Source organism: Streptomyces coerulescens (assembly GCF_042657965.1).
Classification (GTDB): Bacteria; Actinomycetota; Actinomycetes; order Streptomycetales; family Streptomycetaceae; genus Streptomyces; species Streptomyces coerulescens.
Genome location: NZ_JBHSKM010000039.1, coordinates 32,937 through 58,230 on the forward strand (window position 1 = coordinate 32,937; position 25,294 = coordinate 58,230).

Genomic DNA, 25,294 nt, shown 5'->3' on the forward strand with positions numbered 1-25,294 from the left:
TGTGGCCTGGCACCGTCGTCGTCATGACGCGAATCGACATGAAGCCGGGCGGCGTGAGCAGCGCCGTCTCCGTGCGGGGGTTGGTCAAGCACTACGGCGAGACCAAGGCTCTGGACGGTGTGGACCTGGACGTACCTGAGGGCACCGTCATGGGGGTGCTGGGACCGAACGGGGCGGGCAAGACCACCCTGGTGCGGATCCTGTCGACACTGCTGGCGCCGGACTCCGGGCAGGCGACCGTCGTCGGGTACGACGTCGTGCGCCAGCCGCGGCAGCTGCGCCGGGTGATCGGGCTGACCGGGCAGTACGCCTCCGTGGACGAGAAGCTCCCCGGGTGGGAGAACCTGTATCTGATCGGGCGGCTGCTGGACCTGCCCCGCAAGGAGGCACGCAGGCGTGCCGATGAGCTGCTGGAGCGGTTCTCGCTGACGGAGGCGGCCAAGCGGCCCGCCTCCACCTACTCCGGCGGTATGCGGCGACGGCTCGACCTGGCCGCCTCCATGATCGGACGGCCGGCCGTGCTGTTCCTCGACGAGCCCACCACCGGGCTCGACCCGCGCACCCGCAACGAGGTGTGGGACGAGGTCAAGGCGATGGTCGGGGACGGGGTGACCGTGCTGCTGACCACGCAGTACATGGAGGAGGCCGAGCAGCTCGCCACCGAGCTGACCGTCGTCGACCGGGGAAAGGTCGTCGCCGGCGGCGGCATCGAGGAGCTCAAGGCCAAGGTGGGCGGGCGGACGCTCAGGGTCCGCCCGGTCGACCCGCTCCAGCTGCGCCCGCTCGCCGGGTACCTCGACGAGCTCGGCATCACCGGGCTCGCCGCCACCACCGTGGACACCGCCGGCGGCACCCTGCTGATCCCGATCCTCAGCGACGAGCAGCTGACCGCCGTCGTCGGCGCCATCACCTCCCGCGGCATCACGCTCGCCTCCATCACCACCGAACTGCCCAGCCTCGACGAGGTGTTCCTGTCCCTCACCGGCCACCGCGCCAGTGCCCCGCAGGACACCGTGCCCGTCGACGACCGCGAGGAGGTCGCCGTATGAGCGCCACCACCATGACCGACGCCGGCATCAAGGACGACGCGCGCATCCCGCTGCGCGGGCACCTGCGGCACACCGGCGCGCTCGTGCGCCGCAACCTGCTGTGGATCCGGCAGGACCCGGAGTCGATGGCCGACGCGCTGCTGATGCCGGTCATCTTCACCCTGCTGTTCGTGTTCGTCTTCGGCGGCTCGATCGGACAGGCGCTGGGCGGCGGCCAGGACCAGTACGTCCAGTACGTGATCCCCGGCATGATCGCGATGATGAGCATGACGCTCTCCCAGGGCGTCGGCACCGGCTTCAGCCAGGACTTCAACTCCGGTGTCATGGACCGCTTCCGGTCCCTGCCCATCGGACGCGGCTCGGTGCTCTTCGCGAAGATCTCCGTGGAACTGCTGCGGATGCTGTTCGCCACGGCCGTACTGATGATCGTCGCCGTCCTGGTCGGCTTCGACATCACCAGCTGGCCGGGCCTGTTCGCGACGGTGGCCCTGTCCACCGCGTTCGCCTCGTCGATCATGTGGGTGTTCCTCACCCTGGGCGTGATCATGAAGAACGCGCAGTCCGTGCAGGCGATGGGCTTCCTGGTGCTGTTCCCGCTCCAGTTCGGCTCGTCGATCTTCGCGCCGACGAACTCGATGCCGGGCTGGCTCCAGGGCTTCACCGACTACAACCCGCTGTCCACCCTCGCGGACGCCTCGCGCGGCCTGATGGTGGGCGGTCCGGTCGCCGACGACCTGTGGGTGACGCTCGGCTGGTCGGTGGCCATCACGGCGGTCATGGCGCCGATCGCGATCCACAAGTTCCGCACGAAGAGCTGACGCCGGTCCCGGACGGGGGTCAGACCAGGGCGGCGGCCTCCTGGGGGGAGAGTCCGCCGCCTTGCGCGTACGCGGACTCGAAGGCGGCGTCGCCGAGCACGCCGCGCAGCGCCCGGGTGGCACCGGCGTGTGTCCGGCGTTCCACGGTCGTCGGGGCGTGGTTGTCCGGCAGCAGCGCGTCGCCGGCGGCGAGGCAGCGGGCCCCGTCGCGGGCCCGGCTCCCGCCGTCGACGCCGGCCAGGGCGACCGCGGCGATGTGCAGGTACATCGCGCGCATGTGCGGGGCGATGGCCTGCGACAGCGGGTCCTCGGCCCGCTCCAGGGCGCCGCGGACCTTGTCCAGGCCGGCCTCGTAGTGTTCGTCGGCCACCTCCACGAAGGCTTCCATGCCGAGGATGAAGCCGTCGAAGATGACGAAATGGGCGATCTTGAACTGCTCGCGCAGCAGCCTGATCTGCTCGCGCGACTCGGTGGTCCGGTCGGTCATGGCGAGCCACCCGGCGAGGAAGAGCCGCGCGGCGGGCATCGCCTCGTTGGCCGCGCCCTCCGGCCCCGCGATCACCTCGCGCAGCAGCCGTTCGCCTTCCTCAAGCTCGCCGGTCTCCAGCAGCGCGCTGCCGAGCCGGGCCTTGAGGACCGACTGCTGGGCGCGGGCGCCGAGACGCTCGGCGATCTCGATGGCCTGCCGGTAGTCGGCGGCCGCAAGGTCGTGCCGGCCCGTGCGTTCATGGGCCTCGGCCCGCGCGGAGAACGCCTCGGCGGTGCCCCACAGATCGCCGAGCCGCCGGTAGATCTCCAGCGACTCCTCGGCGTCCCGGGTCGCGTCGCCCGCCCAGTCGCTGCGGTTGGCGTACAGGTTGGCGCGCCAGTGCAGGCCGGCGGCGAGCTCCCACTCGTAGCCGGGTGTCTCCCGGGAGGTGCGGACGGTGGCGTCGGCGATCGTCCGCAGCCGCGCCACGTCGCCGGAGAGCATGACGGCGAAGAACCAGAGCATGCCGGGGACGCGGCAGGTCTGCGGCTGGCCGGGCTCGTAGGTGGCGGCGATGGAGCGCAGCTTCGTCTGCGCCTCGGGGGTCTGCCAGGCGTCCAACTCGGTGTCCATACAGGCGAGATGAACCAGATGCACCCCGCGCCGGGCCTCGGCGAGGACCTCCCCGGTCCACGGCGGCGGGCTGTCCGTGCAGCGTTCCCAGACGGGGGCGGCGGGCCGTGGCGTCTCGGGGAACGGGTCGGGGCCGAGGACCATGACCTCGCGGGACCAGTTACGGGCCTCGGTCTTCAGGTCGCGCATCTGCCAGTACCAGGCCAGGGACAGGATCATGCACATCGCCTCCTGCTCCTCGCGGCCGGCGACGGCGTGGCGAAGGGCGGTGCGCAGGTTCTCGTACTCGCGCTCCAGCCGCGCCACGGCGGCGAGCTGGCCGGGGCCGCGCAGCAACGGGTCGGTGGTGCGGGCGAGTTCGCGGTAGTACGTCAGATGCGCGCGCCCGGCCTCCGCGCGCTGACCGGCCTCGTCGAGCCGTTCGCCCGCGTATTCGGCGACGGTCTCCAGGAGCCGGTAGCGCATCTCGCCGTCGGTGCCCTTGCCGGGCAGCGGCGCCGCGACCACGAGGGACTTGTCGACGAGGGAACCGAGCGCCTCCAGGGCGGACGGCCCGCACACCGCCTCGGCGGCGGCGAGGTCGCAGCCGCCCGCGAAGACCGACAGCCGCCGCAGCACCTCCCGTTCGCCGTCGTCGAGCAGTTCCCAGGACCAGTCGACGACGGCCCGCAGCGTCTGCTGGCGGGGCAGGACGGTACGGCTGCCGGAGGTGAGCAGCCGGAAGCGGTCGTCGAGCCGGTCGGCGATCTGGCGGGGGGTGAGCACGCGCAGCCGGGCGGCGGCGAGTTCGATGGCGAGGGGCAGGCCGTCGAGCCGCCGGCAGATCTCGGCGCACCCTTCCGGGTCGTCCTCGATCCGGAACCCCGGCCGTGCGGCGGCCCCCCGGTCGGCGAGCAGCCGCAGCGCGACCGGCTCGGGCAGCGGGTCCACGGGGCGCAGCAACTCCCCCGGTACGCCGAGGGGTTCGCGGCTGGTGGCCATGACCGTCAGTCTCGGGCAGCGCTCCAGCAGTTCCTCGACGAGGCGGGCGGCGGCCTCGACGACATGTTCGCAGTTGTCGAGGATCAGCAGCATGCGGCGCGTGCCGCAGTGCTCGGCGAGCCGCTCGACGGGGTCGTCGAACCGGTCGGATCCGGCCCGCATGGCCTCGGCACCGGCGCCGTACAGCACGGTCTCGCGGGCACCTACGGCGGTGAGGACGGCCTCCGGTACGGCCACGGGGTCGTCGACCGGCGCGAGCTCGGCCAGCCACACCCCGTCCGGCACACCGTCCCGCACCCGCTCGGCGGCCTCCTGCGACAACCGCGTCTTCCCGGCGCCACCGGGGCCGAGCAGGGTGACGAGACGGGCGCCGCCCAGATCCCCACGGATGGCCTCGATATCGGGTTCACGTCCGACGAAGGAGGTGAGCCGGGCACGGAGATTGCCGGCCGGCGGGGGCGGGGTGGACGGGCCGGTGGGCGCGGGCTGAGTGGCCGAGGCCGGATTGATCCTGCCGGCCGCCGGAGCCTGCGTGGCTGTACCGGCCGGCGGGGGCGGAGCGGTCCTGCCGGCCGGCCCAGGGGTGCCGGGGAGACCATCGCCGGCGGCCCGACGGGCGGCTTCGTCCACGCGGGTCGGGGAGTCGAGGGGGTGGGGGCGAGTGGTACGGCGGACGCCGTGCGCGGGCACACCGGAGCCGTGAGCATGCCCCTCGTGGTACCCGGCCGACGCATGGGCATCGGGGTCGGCGGGCGCACCCGGGCCGACCCGGGATCCGGGAGCGTGCGCCCCGCGGGAACGAGCGGGGGCGCCAGGCTGGGCTGCCGCACCGGGGTCCGCCCAGGAACCGGGAACGGGCGGCTCGCCGGACCCCGCACCAGCACCGGCAGACGCGCCACGCTCCGCCCAGGAACCCGGCGCGTGCACCTCGCCGGGATCGGCGGACAGGCGAGGGTCGACCCACGGGCCCGGAGCGTGCCGCTCACCGGATCCCGGGCGTGGAGCGCCGTGGGTGGAGGCGTTGGAGGGGGGTGTGGGCGGCTTGTGGGAGGTGGTGGGGGCGTTGGGCCCCTTCGGGGCCGGTGGCTGTGGGTGGAGCAACTCCGCGTGCAGGGAGCGTAGTTCCGGGCCCGGGTCCGAGCCGAGGCGGGATGCCAGCAGGCGGCGTACGTCCTCGTAGGCGGCCAGGGCCTCCGCCGTGCGGCCCGTGTCGCGCAGGGCGCGCAGACGCAGGGCCTGGAGGGGTTCGTCCAGGGGGTGGGCGTCGCACAGGGCGGTCAGCTCGGGCAGCGACTGTTCGGCCTGGCCGAGGGCGAGGGCCGCGGTGTGGCGGACGCGCAGGGCGTCCACGCGCCGGGTCTCCCGGCGGGCCGCCTCGGCGGTGTGGTCGGGGAGGTCGGCGAGGGCGGGGCCGTGCCACAGGGCGAGGGCGTCGTCGAGGACGCCGGCCGCCTTCGCGGGGTCGCCGTCGGCCAGCGCGCGCGTGCCCTCGCCGACGAGCCGCTCGAAGCGGTGCAGGTCGACGTCGTCGGGCGCGGCGGCGAGCCGGTAGCCGCCGTCCACCGAGAGGACGGCGTCGGCGCCGAGGGCCCGCCGCAGCCGGCCCACCAGCGCCTGGAGAGCGCCGGTCGCGTCGGCGGGCGGCTCCGCGCCCCACACCTCGTCGACCAGCAGCCCCACCGGCACGGTCCGTCCGACGCGCAGCGCCAGCACGGTGAGCAGGGCACGCAGCCGCGCCCCGCCGACCGGAACGGTCCGGCCGTCGGGGCGTAGTGCCTGGGTGGTGCCGAGAATGCGATAGCGCACGGGGTCCATTGTCTCTGGTGGGCTCGGGGACGGTCACAGGGTTGGGGTCCGAGGCGCGGCGGCCCGGACGGAGCGGGAGCGGCCCGGCCGGTGGTCGACGCGGGCGGGCAGTTCGGCTCCACCCTCTCCGGAACCACTGCCCCACCGCGAGACGTTTTCCCCGTGCGCCCGGTACGGTCGGGCTGGTCCCCACGCGGTCCCGCGTGCACAAGAGCTCAGGGAGCCCCATGACCACCGCCCTCAGCCGCCGCAGCGAGCGGCGGATCAGCCCCGTCTTCGTCGGGATCCTGGCCGTCACCGCCGTGACGGGCTGGGCCACCTGGACCGGGTTCGCCGAGCAGCCCGGGCTGGCCGTGTTCCTGTTCGTGACGGCGGCCTGGATCGTGTCGCTGTGTCTGCACGAGTACGCACACGCGCGTACCGCCCTGCACAGCGGCGACATCTCGGTCGGCGCGAAGGGCTATCTCACGCTCAACCCGCTGAAGTACACGCACGCGCTGCTCAGCATCGTGCTCCCGGTCATCTTCGTGATCATGGGCGGGATCGGTCTGCCGGGCGGTGCGGTCTTCATCGAGCGCGGCCGGATCCGGGGCCGCTGGCGGCACAGTCTGATCTCGGCGGCGGGCCCGCTGACGAACGTGCTGTTCGCCGTGGTGTGCACGGCCCCGTTCTGGCTGGGCGCCCTCGACGACGTCCCGAGGGACTTCCGCTTCGCGCTCGCCTTCCTCGCGCTGCTCCAGGTCACGGCCGCGATCCTGAACTTCCTGCCGGTCCCTGGCCTGGACGGCTACGGCGTGATCGAGCCCTGGCTGTCGCACGACATCAAGCGCCAGGTGGAGCCGTTCGCCCCGTTCGGCCTGCTGTTCGTGTTCGCGCTGCTGTGGGTGCCGTCTATCAACAGCGGGTTCTTCGATGTGATCGACGCGATCCTGCGCGGGCTCGGCATCAGCGACGGCGACACCTACTGCGGCTACGACCTGTTCCGCTTCTGGCGGGACTCCAACGAGTACTGCTCGGTCGGCGGGTGACTCAGCCCGTGGCCGAGCCCCGCCGCTCGTCCCTGGCCCGCTTGAGGTAGTACCAGGTCATGTTCGACGACAGCCCCGCCAGCAGCACCCACACGATCCCCAGCCAGCTGCCCTGCGCGAAGGCGACCACGGCCGCGATCACGGCCAGCACACATACGATCAGGGCATAGACACCAAGGCGGGGCATTTCACTCGGCTCCTTCGGGGGACACTGCTACCGGAACAGTGTCCCCCATCGCCTCATACGTCCGTGACGCGGAGCCCCGCGTGCGCCTTGTAGCGGCGGTTCACCGAGATCAGGTTCGCGACCAGCGCCTCCACCTGGTGGGCATTGCGCAGCCGCCCCGCGAAGATGCCGCGCATGCCGGGGATCCGGCCGGCCAGCGCCTGGACGATCTCCACGTCGGCGCGGACCTCGCCGAGCACCATGACGTCGGTGTCGATCTCCTCGATCTCCGGGTCCTCCAGCAGGACCGCCGACAGATGGTGGAAGGCGGCCGTCACCCGGGAGTCCGGCAGCAGGGCGGCGGCCTGCTCGGCGGCGCTGCCCTCCTCCGGCCGAAGCGCGTAGGCGCCCTTCTTGTCGAAGCCGAGCGGGTTGACGCAGTCGACGACCAGCTTGCCGACGAGGTCCTCGCGCAGCGCCTCCAGCGTCTTGCCGTGGCCCTCCCACGGCACGGCGACGATCACGATGTCGCTGCGGCGGGCGGTCTCGGCGTTGTCGTGGCCCTCGATGCCGTGGCCCAGTTCCTCCGCGGCGGCCCGGGCGCGCTCCGCGGCCCGCGAGCCGATGATCACCTTCTGGCCGGCCCGGGCGAGCCGGTAGGCCAGGCCCTTGCCCTGCGGCCCGGTCCCACCGAGCACGCCGACGACGAGCCCGGAGACGTCCGGGAGGTCCCAGGGGTCCTTGGCGGGGGCCTTCGCGGGCGCGTCGGTGGGCTGCTGTGCACTGTCGGTAGAGGTCATGGGCCGACCTTACGTCCGCCCCGCCCGCGCCGACGGCTCAGGTGAGCCGGTTCACGGGCACCCGTCGGAAGGTGATGCTCTCGTACGGGCCGAAGTCGCCGGTCTCGTAGAGGAGTCCGACCGTGTCCTCGTCGATCCGGACCAGGTCCGAGTACGCGGCGGGCAGTCCGTCGACCGGGTAGGCGGTGCGCCAGGTGACGCCGTGGTCGGTGGAGGCGCGGATCGTCATCAGGGCGCGGGCGCCGGGGTCGGCGGGGGCGGAGAACAGGAGCACGTCGGGGTCGCGGAGCTGGAGCACGCCGGCCTGGCAGATGGGGGCGACGAGGCCGGCCTGTGGGCGGAAGGGCTTCGTCAGGGTCGTGCCGCCGTCCTCGGAGTAGGCGTCGGCGCGGTTGCCGGGGGACACGGAGTCGTTGCGGGTGTTGAAGTAGACGCGGCCGTCGGGGAGTTCGGCGGCGGTGGTCTCGTTGACGTTGATGTAGCCGTCGGTGTTCTCGTCGATGTAGCCGATGCGCCAGCCGCTGCCCCCGTCGTCGCTGAGGAGACAGTGGCCGCTGTTGTATCTGGACTCCGTGCCGATGTCGTCGCCGGCGGGCGGGATCGTGTGATTGGCGGGGACGACGACCCGGCCGGTGCTCAGCTGGATCGCGTGGCCGGGGGTGGTGGCGTACCACCGCCAGCCCGGCCTCTTCACCTGCGCGGTGATCTCCTTGGAGCTCGACCAGGTGACACCCTCGTCGTCGCTGTGCCGCACCCAGATCCGGCGGCCGTCCGCGTCGCTCACCTCGCCGCGCAGAATGCCGGCCTCGGTGGCGGTGACGTGGTTGCGGATGTAGACGAGCAGGATGCGGCCGGTGTCCAGGACGACCGGGGCGGGGTTGCCCGCCAGGTGGTAGTTGTTGTCGGCCACCACCGCCAGGGGCCCCCAGGTGCGTCCGCCGTCCGTCGAACGCTTCAGCACGATGTCGATGTGCCCGTGGTCGGCGGAGGAGTTGACCCGGCCCTCGCAGAAGGCGAGGAGGGTGCCGGTGGAGGTGGCGACGACGGCCGGGATGCGGAAGCTCGCGTAGCCCTCTTGGCCGGCGCGGAAGGGGACGCTGGTCTCTGTCATGGGGGCTCCTCGGATGGCCGGTATCACCACGGCAGGTGGTTGAGCGGGATAACGAAGGCGTCTGCCCAGGTTGGGCGAATTCGTGGTGAACTCCGGGTCACGAGTGGTCGGTTAGGGCAGGATGCGGTCGCATGGATGCCGTACGTGTCGCGTTGCTGCGCGAAGTACTCGCCGGAACCGAGTGGTTGGGGGCGACCCGGCGGTTCGCGGGGGCGCTGCGGGCGTCGGCGGTGGCGCACGGGGGTGGGCTGCTGCTGGTCGGCACCCGGGAGTACGAGCCGTGGCATCTGGCGGCACATCTGGTCGACGAGGCCGCGTGGTCGGGGACGCCGGAGCTGGCGCCCACTCTCGTACGGCATGACGCGCGGGCCTCGGATCCGGCCCATCTGGCGGTCGGCCTGGGGCGGCTCGCGGCGGCCCGGCGCGGCGAGACGCTGCTGGTGGTGTCGCCGGACCGGCCGGGGGCGCCGCTGCTGGAACGGGTGCACGACGCCCGGCGGGCCGGGGCGACGGTGCTGGCGCTGGGCACCGGCGAGGGGGAGCTGACGACCATGGCCCACGAGCGGCTGGTCGTGCCCGAGGGCGCCGAGCTGGACCTGGACACCGTGCAGCACCTGGTCAGCGCGGGGGCGGGCGAGAACACGGTGCCCTCCGGGCGGGGGCGCGGGCGGTTCCGGGACCGTTTGTCGCGGCTGGTGGAGTCCTTGACGGCACCGCCACCGCCGCGGTGGTGAATGCGCCGATGGTGGGGGTGGCTGCTGTTGTCGGGCGGCCATCGGCGTGTGGGGGCAGGTCGCGCAGTTCCCCGCGCCCCTGGGCGGCGTTGCCATCGCGTCGGCTGGACCGCACCCGAAAACCGGTTGCCCCAGCCACCTACCCCGTCCGACCATGACCCCTCGTGACCGCCGAATCCCCCACGTCCGATCCTGCCCGTCCCTCCCGCCTCCGCTCCGTGCTCCCCGATCTCGCGCCCTGGCGGGCCTCCGCCGACTTTCGGCGGCTGTGGCTGGCGGGGCTGGTGACGACCTTCGGCAGTTTTCTGACGTTCGTCGCGCTGCCCGTGCAGATCAAGGAGCTCACCGGGTCCGCCGCGGCCGTGGGGGCGATCGGGGCCGTGGAGCTGGTGCCGCTGATCGTGTTCGGGTTGTACGGGGGTGCGCTCGCCGACGCGCTGGACAAGCGCGGGCTGATCCTGTGGACCGAGGTGGGGCAGGGCGTACTGAGCGCGGCGCTGCTGGTGAACGCGCTGCTGCCGGAGCCCGCCGTCTGGCCGCTGTACGTGGTGGCCGCCCTGTCCTCGGCGCTGGTGTCCGTGCAGCGCCCGGCGCTCGACTCGCTGTGGCCGCGGATCGTGGCCCACGACCATCTCCCGGCCGCGGCCTCGCTGAACGCCCTGCGCTGGACGGTCGGCGGGGTCGCGGGACCGGCGCTGGCAGGTGTCGTGGTGGCGTACGCGGGCCTCGGCTGGGCCTACGCGGCCGATCTGCTGACCTTCGTGGTCTCGGTCGTGCTGATCATTCCGCTGGCCTCCTCCCCCGCCGCGCACGAGGCGGCGAAGCCGTCCCTGAAGGCCATCGCGGAGGGCGCCCGGTACGCCTGGGGCCGCAAGGAGTTGCTCGGCACCTACGCCATCGACCTGGCCGCGATGTTCCTGGCGATGCCGCTGGCGGTGCTGCCGTTCCTGGCGGACGAGTTGGACGCGGAGTGGTCGCTGGGGCTGATGTACGCGGCGGTGCCGTTCGGGTCGCTGCTGGTGAGCGTGAGCAGCGGCTGGACCGGGCGGATCCACCGGCACGGGCGGATGGTGGTGCTGGCGGCGGCCCTGTGGGGGGTGGCCGTCGCGGGCGCGGGTGTCGTGGACAACGTCTGGCTGGTGCTGCTGTTCCTGACGGTGGCCGGGGGCTGCGACATGGTCAGCGGGCTCTTCCGCGGGGTGATGTGGAACCAGACGATCCCGGACGAGCTGCGCGGGCGGCTCGCCGGGATCGAGTTGCTGTCGTACTCCGTCGGACCGACCCTCGGCCAGGTCAGGTCGGGCGGGTTCGCCGCGTGGTGGGGCGTACGGGCGTCCGTGTGGTCGGGCGGGCTGCTGTGCGTGGGTGCGGTGGGGCTGCTGGCGCTGTGCCTGCCGAAGCTGATGACGTACGACGCGCGCACGAACGAGCACGCCGTACGGCTGCGGGAGCAGCGGACGGCGGCGGCCGCCGCACCGCCGCCGCCCGCGGCGGTGCCGGCGGAGGGCTGACCGGCCGGGATCAGTTCTCGTCCGCGGGGCCCGTGGGGGCGTCGTGCCACCTGGGGTCGTTCTCCCACTCCAGGTTGCGTTCGCGCGCCAGGTCCATCGCCTGCTGGGCCTCGGCCCGGGTGGCGTACGGCCCGAAGCGGTCCTTGGCCGGGCACTCCGGGCCCTCCTCGACCTTCTTGTGGACGAGGCAGTAGTACCACTCGCCCGGCTTGCCGACCGTGCGCTTCTTGAACAGGGCCATGACCCGCTCCTTTCACCTGAGCTCGCCATGGTCATGGTCCCCCATGGCCGCTGTCTTAGACTCGCTGGCATGTCTGGCCAGTCGCTGCTCGTACCAGGGGAGCTGTCTCCCACCCGTTCCGTACCCGGAAACATCCGCCGGCCCGAGTACGTCGGCAAGCCCGCACCGACCCCGTACAAGGGTCCTGAGGTGCAGACCCCGGAGACCGTCGAGGCGATGCGGGTCGCCGGCCGTATCGCCGCGCGGGCGATGGCCGAGGCGGCGAAGCTGATCGCGCCCGGCGTGACGACGGACGAGCTGGACAAGGTGGCGCACGAGTACATGTGCGACCACGGCGCCTACCCCTCCACGCTCGGCTACCGCGGCTTCCCGAAGTCGCTGTGCACCAGCCTCAACGAGGTCATCTGCCACGGCATCCCGGACTCCACGGTCCTGCGCGACGGCGACATCATCAACCTGGATGTCACGGCGTACATCGGCGGGGTGCACGGCGACAACAACGCCACGTACCTGGTGGGTGACGTGGACGAGGAGAGCCGCTTGCTGGTGGAGCGCACCCGCGAGTCCCTCAACCGCGCGATCAAGGCGGTCAAGCCGGGTCGCCAGATCAACATCATCGGCCGGGTCATCGAGTCGTACGCCAAGCGCTTCGGCTACGGCGTGGTCCGTGACTTCACCGGCCACGGCATCAACTCGTCGTTCCACTCCGGCCTGATCATCCCGCACTACGACAGCCCGCACGCGACGACGGTCATCCAGCCCGGGATGACGTTCACGATCGAGCCGATGCTGACGCTGGGCACGCACGAGTACGACATGTGGGACGACGGCTGGACGGTCGTCACGAAGGACCGCAGGCGCACCGCGCAGTTCGAGCACACACTGGTGGTGACGGAGACCGGGGCGGAGATCCTCACGCTTCCCTGATCCCGGTGATCGCCCGGAACCCGTCCTCCTGCGGAGGGCGGGTTTTCTCGGTACGCTTTTACCGACACGACGTCGGTAAACCTATTGACTTAGGTAAGCCTAACCTCAGAAAATACTCCCATGGACTCCTTCTCGACAGTCATCCGCACCGCCTCCCACGAAGAGCACGTGCAGGCGGAGACCACGACGTTCATGAGCGACATGCTCGGCGGTCGGCTGGGCGTGGACGCGTACGCGCGGTACACCGAGCAGCTGTGGTTCGTGTACGAGGCGCTGGAGGCCGCCGCCGAGCGGCTGGCGTCGGATCCGGTGGCCGGTCCGTTCATCCGGCCGGAGCTGTTCCGGCTGGCGTCGCTGGAGCGGGACCTGGCGCATCTGCGCGGTCCGCGGTGGCGCGCGGGACTGTCGGCACTCCCGGCGACCCGGGCGTACGCGGAGCGGGTGCGGGAGTGCGCCGACGACTGGCCGGCCGGCTATGTCGCCCACCACTACACCCGCTACCTCGGCGACCTCTCCGGCGGGCAGATCATCCGCGACAAGGCGGAGAAGACGTGGGGCTTCGCCCGCAAGGGCGACGGAGTCCGCTTCTACGTCTTCGATCAGATCTCCAACCCGGCCGCGTTCAAGCGGAGTTACCGCGAACTGCTGGACGCGGTCCGCGCGGACGACCTGGAGAAGCAGCGGATCGTGGCGGAGTGCAAGCGGGCGTTCGCCCTGAACACGGGGGTCTTCCGCGCGCTGGGTGAGGAGTTCCCCCTGTCCGCCTGACCGTCGCCCAGCGGGTCAGCGTTCCAGGAACACCCTGCCGCCGATTTCCACCCAGCCCCCCGGCTGCGGCGCCGTGAGGATCTGGGAACCTGCGCCCTGGGTGATGTTCAGGGCGCGGCCGAGCTGATCGGTCAGTAGCAGCGCCGCCGCTCCCGTGGCCTCGTCCTCCTCGACGCCGTCGCCCCTCCCGGGGAAGCCACGGGCACGCACCCGCCCGCCCGGCTCGTCCTCCCACGCCCAGGCATACACCCACTCCCCGGCGGGGGGCACGGCGAGATCATCGACCTCGGCGGCGCTGCCGTACCGCCGCAGGGTGCGGGGCGGCGCCCACTCCGCCCGGGCCTCGATCCAGCAGAACTCGCCGTCCTGGCGCGCCCCCACCACCCCCGCCGGAGTGATCAGTTCGGGCACGTCGAGCAGCCAGGCCGTGCCGACGCACGGGTGCCCGGCGAACGGCAGCCGCGCGGAGGGCGTGTAGATGTCGATGACCCCGCGCTCGGGGTCGTCCACGAACACGGTCTCGCTGAAGCCGAGCTTCGCCGCGAACGCCTGTCGTTCCGCGGGGTCCGGCAGTACGGATCCCTCGCGGACGACGCCGAGTTCGTTGCCGTATCCGCCGGTCGGCCCGCAGAAGACGCGCAGGACGTCGTAGTCAGTCACGGGGGAATTGAAGCACTTGCCCGCGGCCGGCTGAAAAACCCGCTTACGCCTCGGTACGCCGCCTGCGCATCGCGAACACCACGCCCGCACCGGCCGCCACGGTCACCGCGGCCGCCGTGCCCAGCGCGGCCACCGGCACGTCGGAGCCGGTGCTTGCCAGGCCGCCCGTGATGCCGCCGGTGGTCGATCCCGTGCCCGTGCCGCCGGTGGTCGACCCTGCCGTACCGGATGAGCCGCCGGTCGTCGAACCTGCGCCGCCGGTCGAAGCGCCGCCCGCGCCGCCGTCGTCCGGCAGTTCGGCGTCCGCCGTCAGGGCCACCGCCAGGTCGACCGGGTCGAGTTCGGTGCCGGCGGTGTAGAAGCCGCCGAACGCCTTCGCTCCGGCGTCGGTGAGGGTGGCCGTCACGTCGTCGGCCGTGATGACGTCGTCCCGCGCGGTCAGGTCGGGCTCGTCCGCCTTCAGGTCGGCGAGGACCGCGTCCTCGGTCCTCTCGCCGAGGCTGGTGACGTCGGCGGTGAGTTCGCCGGTGCCCTCGTCGAGGGTGGCGCGGAGGTTGGTCAGCGTGAGGTCGAGACCGTAACCGCCGCCCTCGCCCTGGCCCTTGTGGCCCTTGAAGGTGACCGCGCCCTTGAAGTGCGCGGAGAGGGTGTCGGCGTCGGTGTCGTACTCCCCCGTCGCGTCGGTGAAGGTGAAGACCCCGTTGTCCGCGGCCTGTGAGGCGCCGCCCGACGTCGTGATCTCGCCCTTCGCCACACCGCCCACGACATACGTACGGAAGGACTGCTTGACGCCCCAGTCGAGCGTGCCGTCGGCCATGTCGCCCCGGGCCGGGGCCTCGGGGGCCTGCTCGGAAGGGGCGGCGCTGGTGGAGGGTGAGGCGGACTCCGTGGCGGGAGTGGTGGCGGTGGCGGTGGCGGTCGGGGTGGCCGTCGGGGTCGGGGACTGCGTGGGGGTGGCCGTCGGGGGCGGGGACGAGGGCGCGGTCCTCTGCACCACCGTCAACGGGTCGCCTTCCGCGCCCTCGTAGCCCGGGCTGCCGAAGGTGTCCGCGGCCTCCTTGGTCAGTTTGGTCGTCATGTCGGTCATCGCCCGGGTCACGGTGACGTCGGCGAGCGGCACGTCCTGGGTGGTCGTACCGGACTTGGTGACGTCGGCGGTGATCTCGGCGGCCGCGCTGTCGAACCGCACGTCGGACAGCGTGAGGTCGAAGCCGTGCGCCGTGGAGGCGATCCGCAGGCTGCCCTTGAAGCCGAGGTCGACGGTGTGGGCGGTGGAGTCGTAGGTGCCGGTGCCCTCGGTGAAGGTGAACGCGCCGTTGCCGGCGGCCTGCGAGGCACCGTCCGTCGCGGTGAAGGTGCCGGCCGCCATGCCGGTCACATAGGTCCGGTAGGACTGCTTGATGCCCCACGTCAACTCGTAGCCGCTGAGCGGGACTTCGGCCGCCGAGGCGGGGCCTGCGCCGAGGGTGGCGAGCGCGGTGGCTCCCAGGGTGGCCGCGGTGGCGACGGCGGCGGCGAGTACGACGGGACGGCGTCTGCGGTCGTTGGCAGGCATGGGCGGGGGGCTCCTTGTGATGGGTGGTGGGTCCGCCGTGGCCGATCGCGGCCCAGCGGACGGGGCGTGGAGTTCGGTCAGTCCGCGTCGGACGGGGACGCGGCGGTCTCGGCGGCGGGCCGGGTACGGCGCCGGCGCACGGTGACGAACGCGAAGGCCGCGGCGGCCAGCAGCAGCGACCCGGCCGCGAGGCCGATGGGCAGTGCGGGCACGCTGCCGTCGTCGTCGGAAGCGCTCACGACGGGTTCGGCGGACGGCTCGGCCGATGCCGACGACTTGGCCGGCGTGGGGTCGCTGCCCAGATCGGGCAGGGCGGGCAGTTCGGCGTCGGCGGTGGTGGCGACGGCCAGGGAGACCGGGTCCATCCCCGTGCCCGCCCGGTACATCCCGCCGAAGGCCTTGGTGCCCTGCGCGGTGAGTTCCGCGGGTGCCTCGGTGACCTTCGCCAGGCCGCCCTCGGCCTTCAGGTCCTTGGCCGTGAAGGTGACCAGGGGCACCTCGTCGCCGGTGAAGCCGGCCGCGGTCACATCGGCGGAGAGGGTGCCCTTGCCGTCCTCGACCGTGACGCGGACGCCGCTCAGCCTCAGGTCCAGGCCGTGCGCCCCGGTGAAACGGACCGCCCCCTTGAACGACGCCCGGAGGTCACCGTTCTCGAACGTCCCCCGTCCGTCGGGGAACCGGAACAGCGCGCCGCCGTCCTCGGCGCCCGACGACAGCGCCCACTCGCCCTTGGCGATGTCACCGGTGACGTACTCCCGGAAGGTGCGGCGCACGCCCCAGTCGACGGCGCCGTCCACGAGCTTTCTGCCCGAAGTCTCCTTCTTCGCGGGGGACTTGGTGGCGGTCGGCGTGGGCGAGGGTGTCGGCTCGGTGGTCTTCGCCGCGACGACGTCCGCCGACAGGCTCACCGGGTCGAGGGCGGTCCCGGCGGTGTAGTACCCGGCGAAGGAGCGGGCGCCCTGGGAGGTGAGCGTGGCGGGGACGTTGTCGAGGGCGACCGCCTCGCCGCCGCCGCGCATGTCGATCCCGCTCAGGGAGAGGGCGGCGAAGGGCACCCGACGGGACGTCGTGACCGTCCCGGTGCCCTTCGCCTTGCTGGTGACGTCCACGTAGAGGGTTCCGGTGGAGCCGGAGATGCGGACGGTGGGGCGGCTGAGCGCGAGGTCGAGCTGGTAGGTGCCGGCGTCCGTGCGGTGGCCGACGAAATGGACACCGCCGGAGAAGGAGGCCCGGAAGGCGCCCGTGTCGCCGTCGTACGTCCCCGTCGCCGAATGGAAGCGGAAGCCGCCGCTGCCCACGGTCGCCGCGCCGCCGGTCAGGGAGTAACTCCCTTGCGCGATGGGCCCGGTGACATAGCTCTGGAAGGAGGATTTGACGCCCCAGTCCAGCCTGCCTCCCTGCACGGTTCGGCTCGCGGCGTGCGCGGCCGTGGCCGGGAGCAGGGCACCGAGTACGGCCGCGCAGAGCACGGCGACCAGAGCACGGGCAGGGGCAGGCATGAGAGGCCCTCCGAGACGACGGACACGACGACCGGTAGCGAACGAAGGTAAGGCTAACCTAAGCTTTGCTCTGCCGGAACGGCAGTGGACCGAGAGGAACGGACGGGACCGTGCGACGCTTGCGCACACGACTTACGGGCGCACTGCTGGCGGTGCTCGCCCTCACGACGGCCGGATGCGGGGGCGGGAGCCCGGCGCCGACCGACGCCGAGGGCACCGGCACGAACGTCACCGCCAACCGGGTCGAGCCCCTCGCCGGCCGACCGGACCCCGACCTCCCGGTCACCGTCCGCTCCGCCGACGGCAGGAAGGTGACCGTGCGCAAGGCGGACCGCCTGGTCCCCCTCTCGGGCAGCATCGGCGAGCTCGTCTTCACGCTCGGGCTCGGCGACCGCGTCGTGGCCCGCGACATCACCGCCACCTTCACGCAGGCGGCGAAGCTGCCCGTCGTCACCCGGGGCCATGACGTCTCGGCCGAGAGCGTGCTGTCGCTCAGGCCGGACCTGGTGCTCGCCGAGACCACGACCGGGCCCGCCGAGGCCATGGACCAGATCCGTGCCGCGGGCGTCCCGGTCCTGGTCGTCGCCCCGGCGCGGGGACTCGACGACGTGGGCCCGCGCATCCGGGCCGTCGCCGACGCGCTCGGGGTGCCGGCGGCGGGCCGGCAGCTGACCGAGCGGTCCCAGGACCGAATCTCCGCCGCCCGCAAGGAAGTACCACGGCGCAGCGAGAAGCCGCGGGTCGCCTTCCTCTATCTGCGCGGCTCCGCCTCCGTCTACCTCATCGGCGGCAAGGGCTCCGGCGCCACCTCCCTCATCGAGGCGGCCGGAGGGGTCGACGCCGGGGCCGAGTCGGGGCTCGCGAAGGACTTCACCGCGATCACCAGTGAGGCCCTGGCGAAGGCGGCGCCTGACGCGATCCTCGTGATGAGCAAGGGCCTCGAATCGGTCGGCGGCGTCGAGGGACTGGTGAAAATCCCGGGCGTCGCCGAGACCCCGGCCGGCGCGGACCGCCGGATCGTGTCGATCGAGGACGGTGCGCTGCTGAGCTACGGGCCGCGCACCGACCAGGTGCTGAAGTCGGTCGTGGCACAGCTGTACGAGGGGGACGCGGCATGACCGTGGTGGAGAAGGCCGAGCCGTCCGAGGCCGTGGCCGCGAGACCGCCGCGCGGACGGCACACGGCCGTTCCGCTGCTGACCCTCGGGCTGAGCCTCGGGCTCCTCGTCCTCGTCCCGGTCGCCGCCGGGATCGGTGCCTACCCGATCCCGGTCGGGGACGTCCTCGCCTCCATCCAGCACAAAGTGGGCCTCGGCGGGGGCGAGTTGGACCGGGTCGCCGAGTCGGTGCTGTGGAACGTGCGCTTCCCGCGGATCGTGCTCGCGCTGCTCATCGGGGCGTCGCTGGGGTGTGCCGGGGCGTTGATGCAGGGGGTGTTCGGCAACCCGCTCGCCGAACCGGCCACCATCGGCGTCTCCCTGGGCGCGGCGGTCGGCGCGGTCGCCGCGATCTCGCTGGGGCTGACCTTCCTCGGCAACTGGACGCTGCCCGCGATGGCCTTCGTCGCCGGTCTCGGCACCGTGCTGCTGGTGTACGCGATGTCCCGGGCGGGCGGCCGTACGGAGGTCGTGACCCTGATCCTCATGGGGATCGCGGTCAATGCCTTCGCCGGGGCACTGATCGGCCTGTTCATCTTCCTCGCGGACTCCGCCGCGGTGAACCAGATCACGTTCTGGCAGCTCGGCTCACTCGCCCAGTCCACGTGGCCGAAGGTGACGGCCGTCCTGCCATGTGCGGTCGTGGGGCTGGTGGTGGCACCGCTGTACGCGCGCCGCCTGGACCTGCTCGCGCTCGGCGACCGGCCCGCCCGGCATCTGGGGGTGGACGTGGAGCGGATGCGGGTCGCGCTGATCCTGGTGGTCGCTCTGCTGACGGCGGCGGCGGTCAGTGTCTCGGGGGTCATCGGGTTCATCGGGCTGGTCGTGCCGCACCTGTTGAGGATGGCCGCGGGTCCGGGGCATCGGTTCCTCATTCCGGGCAGTGCGCTGGGCGGGGCGGTGGTCCTGCTCGCGGCGGACCTCGCCGCACGGACGGTGGCGGCACCGGCGGAACTGCCCCTCGGGGTGCTCACGGCCCTGCTGGGCAGTCCGTTCTTCTTCTGGCTGCTGCGGAGGACTCTGCGGCGGCAAGGGGGGTGGGCGTCGACTGCGGGTTGGTGAGGGCATGTGGGTCGTGGGCCGGCTGCGGGTCGGTGGGGGCTGGTCGCGCAGTTCCCCGCGCCCCTGAGGGACGTCCACTGCCCCGGCGACTGCACCAACCGACCGCCACACGGCCCGAGCCCGCCCACGCACCACCGCTGCCACCCACTGCCGCCACCGACCCGCCCCGCCTCTTCCGCCACCACACCGACCCTTCCATCAACCACCCGCACCACCCCCCTTCCGCCGCAACGGCGCTCAACCCCCACGACCTCCTCGGCGGTGCCGAACCGCCCGACCAACCCTTCAAGGAACCCGCGCATGAGACTTCTCCGGCCTCGGCCCGCGTACCCCACCCCCGCCGTACCCGGTGACGTCCTTGCCGAGGCGGTGGGGCTTCGGGTTCGGCTTGGGGCCCGGGAGGTGTTGTGCGGGGTTTCCGTTGTCGCACGGGCCGGTGAAGTGCTCGCGCTCGTCGGGCCCAACGGGGCCGGCAAGTCGACGCTGCTGGGTGCGCTCGCCGCGGATCTGCCGGCCGCCGAGGGGGTCGTGAGGATTCACGGGCGGCCGGCGACGGAGTGGACCGCGCCCGAACTCGCGCTGCGACGCGCGGTGCTCCCGCAGTCGGCGACACTCTCGTTCCCGTTCACGGTCGAGGAGGTCGTACGGATGGGCCGCGCACCCCACGCCTCCTCCCCCGCCGAGGACGACCTCGCTGTCGCCGAGGCGATGGCCGCCACCGAGGTGGGCGACTTCGCGGTGCGGTCGTTCTCCGCGCTGAGCGGCGGCGAGCGAGCGCGCGTCGCCCTCGCCCGGGTGCTGGCGCAGCGAACCCCGCTGCTGCTGCTCGACGAGCCCACCGCCGCACTGGACCTGAAGCACCAGGAGTTGGTGCTGCGGGTGTGCCGGGCGCGGGCACGGGCCGGGGACGCCGTCGTGGTCGTACTCCACGACCTGGGGCTCGCGGCCGCGTACGCGCACCGTGTCGCGATCCTGCGCGCCGGACGGATCGCGGCCGACGGGCCGCCCGCCGAGGTGTTCTCCGAGCGGCTGCTGTCGGAGGTCTACGACCAGCCGGTCGACGTGCTTTCGCATCCTCGGACAGCGGCACTGCTGGTGACCCCGCGACGGAACCTTTGACCATCCTTTGACTTCTCTATGGGGTCGATTTTGGCCACTTAGGTAATCCTTATCTCCGTTAGGCGAGCCTCACCTTGGTATGTGAGGCCCGTCACGGACTTTTTCCGGCCACCTCATGGAGCCTTCATGCGCACCGTCAGACTCCCCGTCACCACCGCCATCGCCGCCGTGGCGGCTCTGACCGCCGTCACGGGGTGCACCGAGAAGGGGAGCACCGAGGGCGGCGACCGGGTCGTCAACGTGACCTCGACGGACGACAAGTGCGAGGTGTCGAAGAAGGAGTTCCCGGCCGGGCACGTCGAACTCGCCATCGAGAACAAGGGCTCCAAGGTCACCGAGGTCTACATCCTCTTCCCGGACGACCGCATCGTCACCGAGCGCGAGAACATAGGCCCCGGTACCAAGCAGCGGGTCACCGCCGAGGTGAAGGCGGGCGACTACACGATCGCCTGCAAGCCGGGCATGAAGGGCGACGGCATCCGGCAGACCGTCAAGGCCACCGGCAAGGGCGCCGCCGCCAAGCGCGACCCGCGGCTGGACAAGGCCGTCGCCGCCTACCGCACCTACGTCCAGGAACAGGCAGACGAGACGCTGCCGCTCGCGGAGACCTTCGCGAAGGCCGTCAAGGACGGGGACATCGAGGCCGCGAAGAAGGCCTACGCCACCTCCCGTATCGGCTGGGAACGCACCGAGCCCGTCGCCGAGTCCTTCGGTGACATCGACCCGAAGGTCGACGTCCGCGAGGACGGTCTGGAGGACGGCCAGGACCCGGCCACGGACTGGACCGGCTGGCACCGGCTGGAGAAGTCCCTCTGGCAGGACAAGAAGATCGGTAAGCGGGAGAAGCAGCTCGCCGACCAGCTCATCACCGACCTGAAGGACTGGCAGAACCGGGTCGGCAAGGCCGAGATCACCCCGACCTCGATGGCCAACGGCGCCAAGGAACTCCTCGACGAGGTCGCCACCGGCAAGGTCACCGGCGAGGAGGAGCGCTACTCGCACACCGACCTGGTCGACTTCAAGGCCAACGTCGAGGGCGCTGAGAAGGCGTACGAGCTGCTGAAGCCGGTCGCCGAGGAGAACGACCCTGCGCTGGTCACCGAGCTCGACAAGCAGTTCGCCGCGCTGGACACGCTGCTCGACAAGTACCGGGCGGACAAGGCGTCGTACGACTTCACCTCGTACGACAAGGTCGGCAAGGACGACCGCAAGGAGCTGTCGGACGGCGTCAACGCCCTCGCGGAGCCGCTGTCCAAGCTCGCCGCCGCCGTCGTCGTGAAGTAGGGAGGGGCCCTGATGACCGAGGACGCTCAGTCCCCGTCCCGGCGTTCGCTGATCGGCTGGGGCGGTGCCGGGCTCGCGCTCGGCGCCGTCGCGGCCGGCGGTGCGGCCGTGGCGATGACCCGCACCGGTGACGATGTCGATCCGGCCGCCGCCGAGACCGGGGCCGCGATCCCCTTCCACGGCGACCGGCAGGCCGGCATCGCCACCCCGGTGCAGGACCGGCTGCACTTCGCCGCGTTCGACGTGAAGACCGACGACCGCGCCGCGTTCGTGCAGATGCTGAAGGACTGGACGGCGGCGGCACGCCGGATGACCGCCGGGCAGGCCGTCGGCGAGGGCGGGTACGGCGGGCCGGCCGAGGCGCCGCCGGACGACACCGGTGAGGCGCTGGGCCTGAAGCCGTCGCGGCTGACGCTCACCATCGGGTTCGGTCCCTCGCTGTTCGAGAAGTTCGACCTCGCCGAGCAGCGGCCCGAGGCCCTCGTCGAGCTGCCGCACTTCGCCGGCGACAACCTCGACAAGAACCGCAGTGGCGGCGACCTGTGTGTGCAGGCCTGCGCGGACGACCCGCAGGTCGCCGTGCACGCGATCCGCAACCTGGCGCGCATCGGCTTCGGCAAGGTCGTCATCAAGTGGTCCCAGCTCGGCTTCGGGAAGACCTCCTCGACCACCCCCGAGGAGCAGACCCCGCGCAACCTGATGGGCTTCAAGGACGGGACACGGAACATCGCCGGGACGGAGACGGACCGGCTGGAGAAGTTCGTGTGGGTCGGGGAGAAGGACGGCCCCGCCTGGATGGCCGGTGGCTCGTATCTCGTCGCCCGGCGTATCCGCATGCACATCGAGACCTGGGACCGCACCTCGCTCCAGGAGCAGGAGGACATCATCGGCCGCGACAAGGGCGAGGGCGCCCCGGTCGGCAAGGCCAAGGAGCGCGACAAGCCGTTCCTGAAGGCGATGCTGCCCGACGCGCACGTCCGGCTCGCGCACCCCGAGTCCAACGACGGGGCGACGATCCTGCGCCGCGGCTACTCCTTCACCGACGGCACCGACGGCCTGGGCCGCCTGGACGCGGGCCTGTTCTTCCTCGCCTACCAGCGCGACCCGCGCACCGGGTTCATCCGGATCCAGCGCAACCTGGCCATCGACTCGCTCAACGAGTACATCCAGCACGTGGGTTCGGCGCTGTTCGCGGTCCCGCCCGGCGTCCGCGGCAAGGACGACTGGTGGGGCAGCACGCTGTTCGGCAAGGAGGCGTAGCCCGTGTTCTCCAACTATCTGATCGGACTGCGCGAGGGACTTGAGGCCTCGCTCGTCGTCTGCATCCTCATCGCCTATCTGGTGAAGACGGACCGCAGGGACGCCCTCAAGCCGATCTGGATCGGCATCGGTGTCGCCCTCGCCCTCGCGCTCGGCTTCGGCTGCGCCCTCGAATTCGGCTCGCAGGAGCTGACGTTCGAGGCGCAGGAAGCACTCGGCGGGTCCTTGTCGCTGCTCGCCGTCGGGCTGGTGACGTGGATGGTGTTCTGGATGCGGCGCACCGCCCGGCATCTGAAGGACGAGTTGCACGGCAAGCTGGACGCGGCCCTGCAGATGGGCACGGGCGCGCTGGTGGCGACCGCGTTCCTCGCGGTGGGCCGGGAGGGCCTGGAGACGGCCCTGTTCGTGTGGGCGTCGGTGCGCGCCGCCGGTGACGGCACCCCGCGCCCGCTGCTCGGCGCGGCCCTCGGCATCGCCACGGCGGTCGTCCTCGGCTGGCTGTTCTACAGGGGCGCCCTGCGCATCAACCTCGCCAAGTTCTTCACCTGGACCGGCGGCATGCTGGTCGTCGTGGCGGCGGGTGTGCTGGCGTACGGCTTCCACGACCTCCAGGAGGCGCGCTGGCTGCCGGGCCTGAGCGACAAGGCGTTCGACATCAGCGACACCATCGATCCGTCGAGCTGGTACGGCACCCTGCTGAAGGGTGTCTTCAACTTCCAGCCCGATCCGACCGTCCTCCAGGTCACGGTGTGGCTGCTGTACCTGATCCCGACGCTCGCGCTGTTCCTCGCCCCGGTAGGGTTCGCCTCCGGGAAGGCGAAGGTGAAGGGACCTGATGAGCAGGGAACGCGGCCCTCGAAGGCTCCGCAGGCTTGACCGGAGCGTACTGATAGCGGCCGGTGCGACCGCTTTGTCGTTGACGGCGAGCGGATGTGTGGTGGTCCACGGGGAGCGGGAGATCCTTCCCTCGGCGACCAGGGCGGAGGCCGCCGAGGCCCTCAAGGAGTTCACCACCGCGTACAACAAGGCGGACAAGGCGTACGACAACTCGCTGTACGCCGATCACGTCACGGGCGCGCTGAGCGACATCGACGGGGCCCGGCTGAAGGCGGGCAAGGCGCTCAGCCCCCAGGGCAACGCGGCGCACACTCCGCTGGAGTTGTCGGACGCCAAGTTCACGATCCCCAAGAAGGCGGGCTGGCCACGCTGGTTCGTCGCGGACACGGCCGCCAACAAGGGCGGCAGGGCGCGCTGGGTCTTCGTGTTCACCCGCAGCGGCCTGGACGACCCGTGGGAGGCGGCGTATCTGACGCTGATGGCCCCCGGTGACGTGCCGAAGTTCAAGACGGACAAGGACGGCTGGGCCGAGGCCGTGCCCGCGAACTCGACCGAACTGGCCGTACCGCCCGGGGACTTGAGCAAGGACTATGCGGGCTATCTGAAGGACGGCGGCGGCACGTTCGCCCAGGGTCCGCACACCAGCACCTGGCGGGCGGACCGGGACAAGGACGCCAAACGGCCGGGCCTGGTCAGCCAGTTCATCGACGAGCCGCTCACCGACGGGGACTACGCCCCGCTGGCGCTGCGCACGGCGGACGGCGGTGCGCTGGTGTTCTTCACCACCCACTACTACGAGAAGCGGACGGCGTACGCGGGCACCTCGGTCCCCTCGCCGGGCAAGGCGGTGGAGGCGCTGACCCAGGGCGAGATCAAGCAGTCGCTGACGATGGAGTTCGTCTCCAACGAGGTGGCGCTGGATCCGAAGGGCTCCGGGAAGGTGGATGTGCTCGGCCGGATCCAGGGGCTGACGTCGGCGAAGGGCGAGTGAGGTCCGCGTCCGCTCAGTGGCGGCGCAGGGGCCAGGCCGCGGAGGCGTGGTCGGGCTCCTCGCCGGCGTAGCGTGCGCAGGCGTCGGTGAGGACTTCCAGCAGGCTCAGCGGGTCGGGCAGCGGGTGCTCGGGGCCGCGTACCCAGTGCACGGTCCGGTCCTCGCCGGGCAGCTGGGCGGGCGGTACGAGGACGTAGGACCCGCGGCAGTGCCAGCGCAGTCCTGGGTGCTCGTCCATGGTCTCCGGGTGGCAGTCCAGCTCACAGGGCCACCACTCGTCCTCGTCCTCGGGGGTGCCGCGGGTGGCGGTGAAGAACAGCAGCCGGCCGTCGTCGCTCTCGGCGACGGGCCCCACCTCGACGCCCGCGTCGAGCAGCCGCTCCAGGGCCTCGCGTCCGGCCTCGACCGGCACGTCGAGCACGTCGTGGACCATGCCGGTGGCGGTGATGAAGTTGGCCTGCGGCTGGTGCCGGGCCCACCGCTCGATCTGGCCTCGATCGGTCGTGGACTGCGTCTGCCAGGCGAACGACACCGGGTGCCGGGCGGGGGTGGGACAGCCGACCCGGTCGCAGGAGCAGCGGTAGCCGGCCGGGTGCGCGGCGGGCGCCAGCGGCAGTCCCGCCGCCGCGGTGGCGAGCAGCAGGGCCTCACGGCCGCCGTCGTCGGCGGTGTCCTTGGGGCGGCGTCCGCGCAGCCACTGGGTGAGTTTGCCCTGTAGTCCGGTCCGGCCGCCCAACTCCGCGCTCATCTATCCCCTGCCTCGCTGTCGTGCGGAACAGCATGCCCTATGGTCCCACCATCGTGCGCCTTGGGGGGCCGTAGCGGACAA

Annotated in this window: 23 protein-coding genes; 14 read left to right on the forward strand and 9 right to left on the reverse strand. The window is 72.0% G+C overall.

Annotated features, from left to right (window positions below; all coding sequences use genetic code 11):
* Positions 1-23: 23 nt before the first annotated feature.
* Entirely contained in the window at positions 24-1,049 is a 1,026-nt protein-coding gene (locus ACFPQ9_RS35235; protein WP_380862557.1) for an ATP-binding cassette domain-containing protein, read from the forward strand.
* The gene (locus ACFPQ9_RS35240) at positions 1,046-1,867 is read left to right on the forward strand and encodes an ABC transporter permease (RefSeq protein ID WP_380862559.1); all 822 of its coding nucleotides are present in this window, start codon (positions 1,046-1,048) and stop codon (positions 1,865-1,867) included. Before ACFPQ9_RS35235 ends, ACFPQ9_RS35240 begins: the two co-directional genes overlap by 4 nt.
* 19 nt (positions 1,868-1,886) lie before the next feature.
* Here ACFPQ9_RS35240 and ACFPQ9_RS35245 read toward each other — a convergent pair whose 3' ends face one another.
* Positions 1,887-5,765 carry an AfsR/SARP family transcriptional regulator gene (locus tag ACFPQ9_RS35245; protein WP_380862561.1) on the reverse strand — a complete coding sequence of 1,293 codons (3,879 nt, stop codon included), beginning with the start codon at positions 5,763-5,765 and terminating at the stop codon, positions 1,887-1,889.
* A 218-nt stretch (positions 5,766-5,983) separates the two neighbouring features.
* Between ACFPQ9_RS35245 and ACFPQ9_RS35250 the strand changes: the two genes are divergently transcribed.
* Positions 5,984-6,784, forward strand: coding sequence for a site-2 protease family protein (locus ACFPQ9_RS35250; protein WP_380862563.1), 801 nt, complete (start codon positions 5,984-5,986; stop codon positions 6,782-6,784).
* Position 6,785: 1 nt separating this feature from the next.
* Here the strand turns inward: ACFPQ9_RS35250 and ACFPQ9_RS35255 are convergent, their stop codons facing one another.
* Genes ACFPQ9_RS35255 through ACFPQ9_RS35265 form a run of 3 tightly spaced genes read right to left on the reverse strand, consistent with a single transcriptional unit; the run spans position 6,786 to position 8,861 of the window.
* Positions 6,786-6,971: a hypothetical protein gene (locus ACFPQ9_RS35255; RefSeq protein ID WP_380862565.1), complete on the reverse strand. Its 186-nt coding sequence runs from the start codon at positions 6,969-6,971 to the stop codon at positions 6,786-6,788.
* A 53-nt stretch (positions 6,972-7,024) separates the two neighbouring features.
* Positions 7,025-7,750: an NADPH-dependent F420 reductase gene (gene npdG / locus ACFPQ9_RS35260; RefSeq protein WP_380862567.1), complete on the reverse strand. Its 726-nt coding sequence runs from the start codon at positions 7,748-7,750 to the stop codon at positions 7,025-7,027.
* A gap of 37 nt (positions 7,751-7,787) precedes the next feature.
* Positions 7,788-8,861: a sialidase family protein gene (locus ACFPQ9_RS35265; RefSeq protein ID WP_380862569.1), complete on the reverse strand. Its 1,074-nt coding sequence runs from the start codon at positions 8,859-8,861 to the stop codon at positions 7,788-7,790.
* A gap of 131 nt (positions 8,862-8,992) precedes the next feature.
* Between ACFPQ9_RS35265 and ACFPQ9_RS35270 the strand changes: the two genes are divergently transcribed.
* Positions 8,993-9,595, forward strand: a complete 603-nt coding sequence (locus ACFPQ9_RS35270; protein ID WP_380862571.1) for a hypothetical protein — start codon at positions 8,993-8,995, stop codon at positions 9,593-9,595.
* Positions 9,596-9,759: 164 nt separating this feature from the next.
* Complete coding sequence (locus ACFPQ9_RS35275; protein WP_380862573.1) at positions 9,760-11,106, forward strand: MFS transporter; 1,347 nt, start codon at positions 9,760-9,762, stop codon at positions 11,104-11,106.
* 10 nt (positions 11,107-11,116) lie between these two features.
* Here ACFPQ9_RS35275 and ACFPQ9_RS35280 read toward each other — a convergent pair whose 3' ends face one another.
* On the reverse strand, positions 11,117-11,347 hold the full coding sequence (locus ACFPQ9_RS35280) for a hypothetical protein (protein WP_380862575.1): 231 nt from the start codon (positions 11,345-11,347) through the stop codon (positions 11,117-11,119).
* A gap of 69 nt (positions 11,348-11,416) precedes the next feature.
* On the opposite strand from ACFPQ9_RS35280, the gene map reads away from it, so the two are divergent.
* Positions 11,417-12,274 carry a type I methionyl aminopeptidase gene (map, locus tag ACFPQ9_RS35285; RefSeq protein WP_380862577.1) on the forward strand — a complete coding sequence of 286 codons (858 nt, stop codon included), beginning with the start codon at positions 11,417-11,419 and terminating at the stop codon, positions 12,272-12,274.
* A 120-nt stretch (positions 12,275-12,394) separates the two neighbouring features.
* Positions 12,395-13,042 (forward strand): biliverdin-producing heme oxygenase, encoded by a 648-nt coding sequence (locus ACFPQ9_RS35290; protein WP_380862579.1) that lies wholly within the window; start codon positions 12,395-12,397, stop codon positions 13,040-13,042.
* Positions 13,043-13,057: 15 nt separating this feature from the next.
* On the opposite strand, the gene ACFPQ9_RS35295 is transcribed toward ACFPQ9_RS35290, so the two are convergent.
* From ACFPQ9_RS35295 to ACFPQ9_RS35305, 3 genes are all read right to left on the reverse strand, one after another.
* On the reverse strand, positions 13,058-13,702 hold the full coding sequence (locus tag ACFPQ9_RS35295; protein ID WP_380862581.1) for a PhzF family phenazine biosynthesis protein: 645 nt from the start codon (positions 13,700-13,702) through the stop codon (positions 13,058-13,060).
* 43 nt (positions 13,703-13,745) lie between these two features.
* Positions 13,746-15,257, reverse strand: a complete 1,512-nt coding sequence (locus ACFPQ9_RS35300) for an HtaA domain-containing protein (RefSeq protein WP_380862583.1) — start codon at positions 15,255-15,257, stop codon at positions 13,746-13,748.
* Between the two features lie 77 nt (positions 15,258-15,334).
* Positions 15,335-16,756 carry an HtaA domain-containing protein gene (locus ACFPQ9_RS35305; protein ID WP_380862585.1) on the reverse strand — a complete coding sequence of 474 codons (1,422 nt, stop codon included), beginning with the start codon at positions 16,754-16,756 and terminating at the stop codon, positions 15,335-15,337.
* A gap of 110 nt (positions 16,757-16,866) precedes the next feature.
* Between ACFPQ9_RS35305 and ACFPQ9_RS35310 the strand changes: the two genes are divergently transcribed.
* The 7 genes from ACFPQ9_RS35310 (at position 16,867) to ACFPQ9_RS35340 (ending at position 24,465) form a co-directional block, all read left to right on the forward strand.
* A complete protein-coding gene (locus tag ACFPQ9_RS35310; RefSeq protein ID WP_380862587.1) occupies positions 16,867-17,874 on the forward strand; it encodes a heme/hemin ABC transporter substrate-binding protein in 1,008 nt (335 codons plus the stop codon).
* The gene (locus ACFPQ9_RS35315; RefSeq protein WP_380862589.1) at positions 17,871-18,974 is read left to right on the forward strand and encodes a FecCD family ABC transporter permease; all 1,104 of its coding nucleotides are present in this window, start codon (positions 17,871-17,873) and stop codon (positions 18,972-18,974) included. The genes ACFPQ9_RS35310 and ACFPQ9_RS35315 overlap by 4 nt, the downstream gene beginning before the upstream one ends.
* Before the next feature lie 300 nt (positions 18,975-19,274).
* Positions 19,275-20,093, forward strand: a complete 819-nt coding sequence (locus ACFPQ9_RS35320) for a heme ABC transporter ATP-binding protein (protein ID WP_380862591.1) — start codon at positions 19,275-19,277, stop codon at positions 20,091-20,093.
* A 126-nt stretch (positions 20,094-20,219) separates the two neighbouring features.
* Positions 20,220-21,377 (forward strand): iron uptake system protein EfeO, encoded by a 1,158-nt coding sequence (gene efeO, locus ACFPQ9_RS35325; RefSeq protein WP_380862593.1) that lies wholly within the window; start codon positions 20,220-20,222, stop codon positions 21,375-21,377.
* A gap of 12 nt (positions 21,378-21,389) precedes the next feature.
* On the forward strand, positions 21,390-22,637 hold the full coding sequence (gene efeB, locus ACFPQ9_RS35330; RefSeq protein WP_380862595.1) for an iron uptake transporter deferrochelatase/peroxidase subunit: 1,248 nt from the start codon (positions 21,390-21,392) through the stop codon (positions 22,635-22,637).
* A gap of 3 nt (positions 22,638-22,640) precedes the next feature.
* Positions 22,641-23,513, forward strand: coding sequence for an iron uptake transporter permease EfeU (gene efeU, locus ACFPQ9_RS35335; protein ID WP_380862597.1), 873 nt, complete (start codon positions 22,641-22,643; stop codon positions 23,511-23,513).
* Complete coding sequence (locus ACFPQ9_RS35340) at positions 23,473-24,465, forward strand: SCO2278 family lipoprotein (RefSeq protein WP_380862599.1); 993 nt, start codon at positions 23,473-23,475, stop codon at positions 24,463-24,465. The genes efeU and ACFPQ9_RS35340 overlap by 41 nt, the downstream gene beginning before the upstream one ends.
* A gap of 13 nt (positions 24,466-24,478) precedes the next feature.
* Here ACFPQ9_RS35340 and ACFPQ9_RS35345 read toward each other — a convergent pair whose 3' ends face one another.
* The gene (locus tag ACFPQ9_RS35345) at positions 24,479-25,213 is read right to left on the reverse strand and encodes a bifunctional DNA primase/polymerase (protein ID WP_380862601.1); all 735 of its coding nucleotides are present in this window, start codon (positions 25,211-25,213) and stop codon (positions 24,479-24,481) included.
* Between the last annotated feature and the right edge of the window lie 81 nt (positions 25,214-25,294).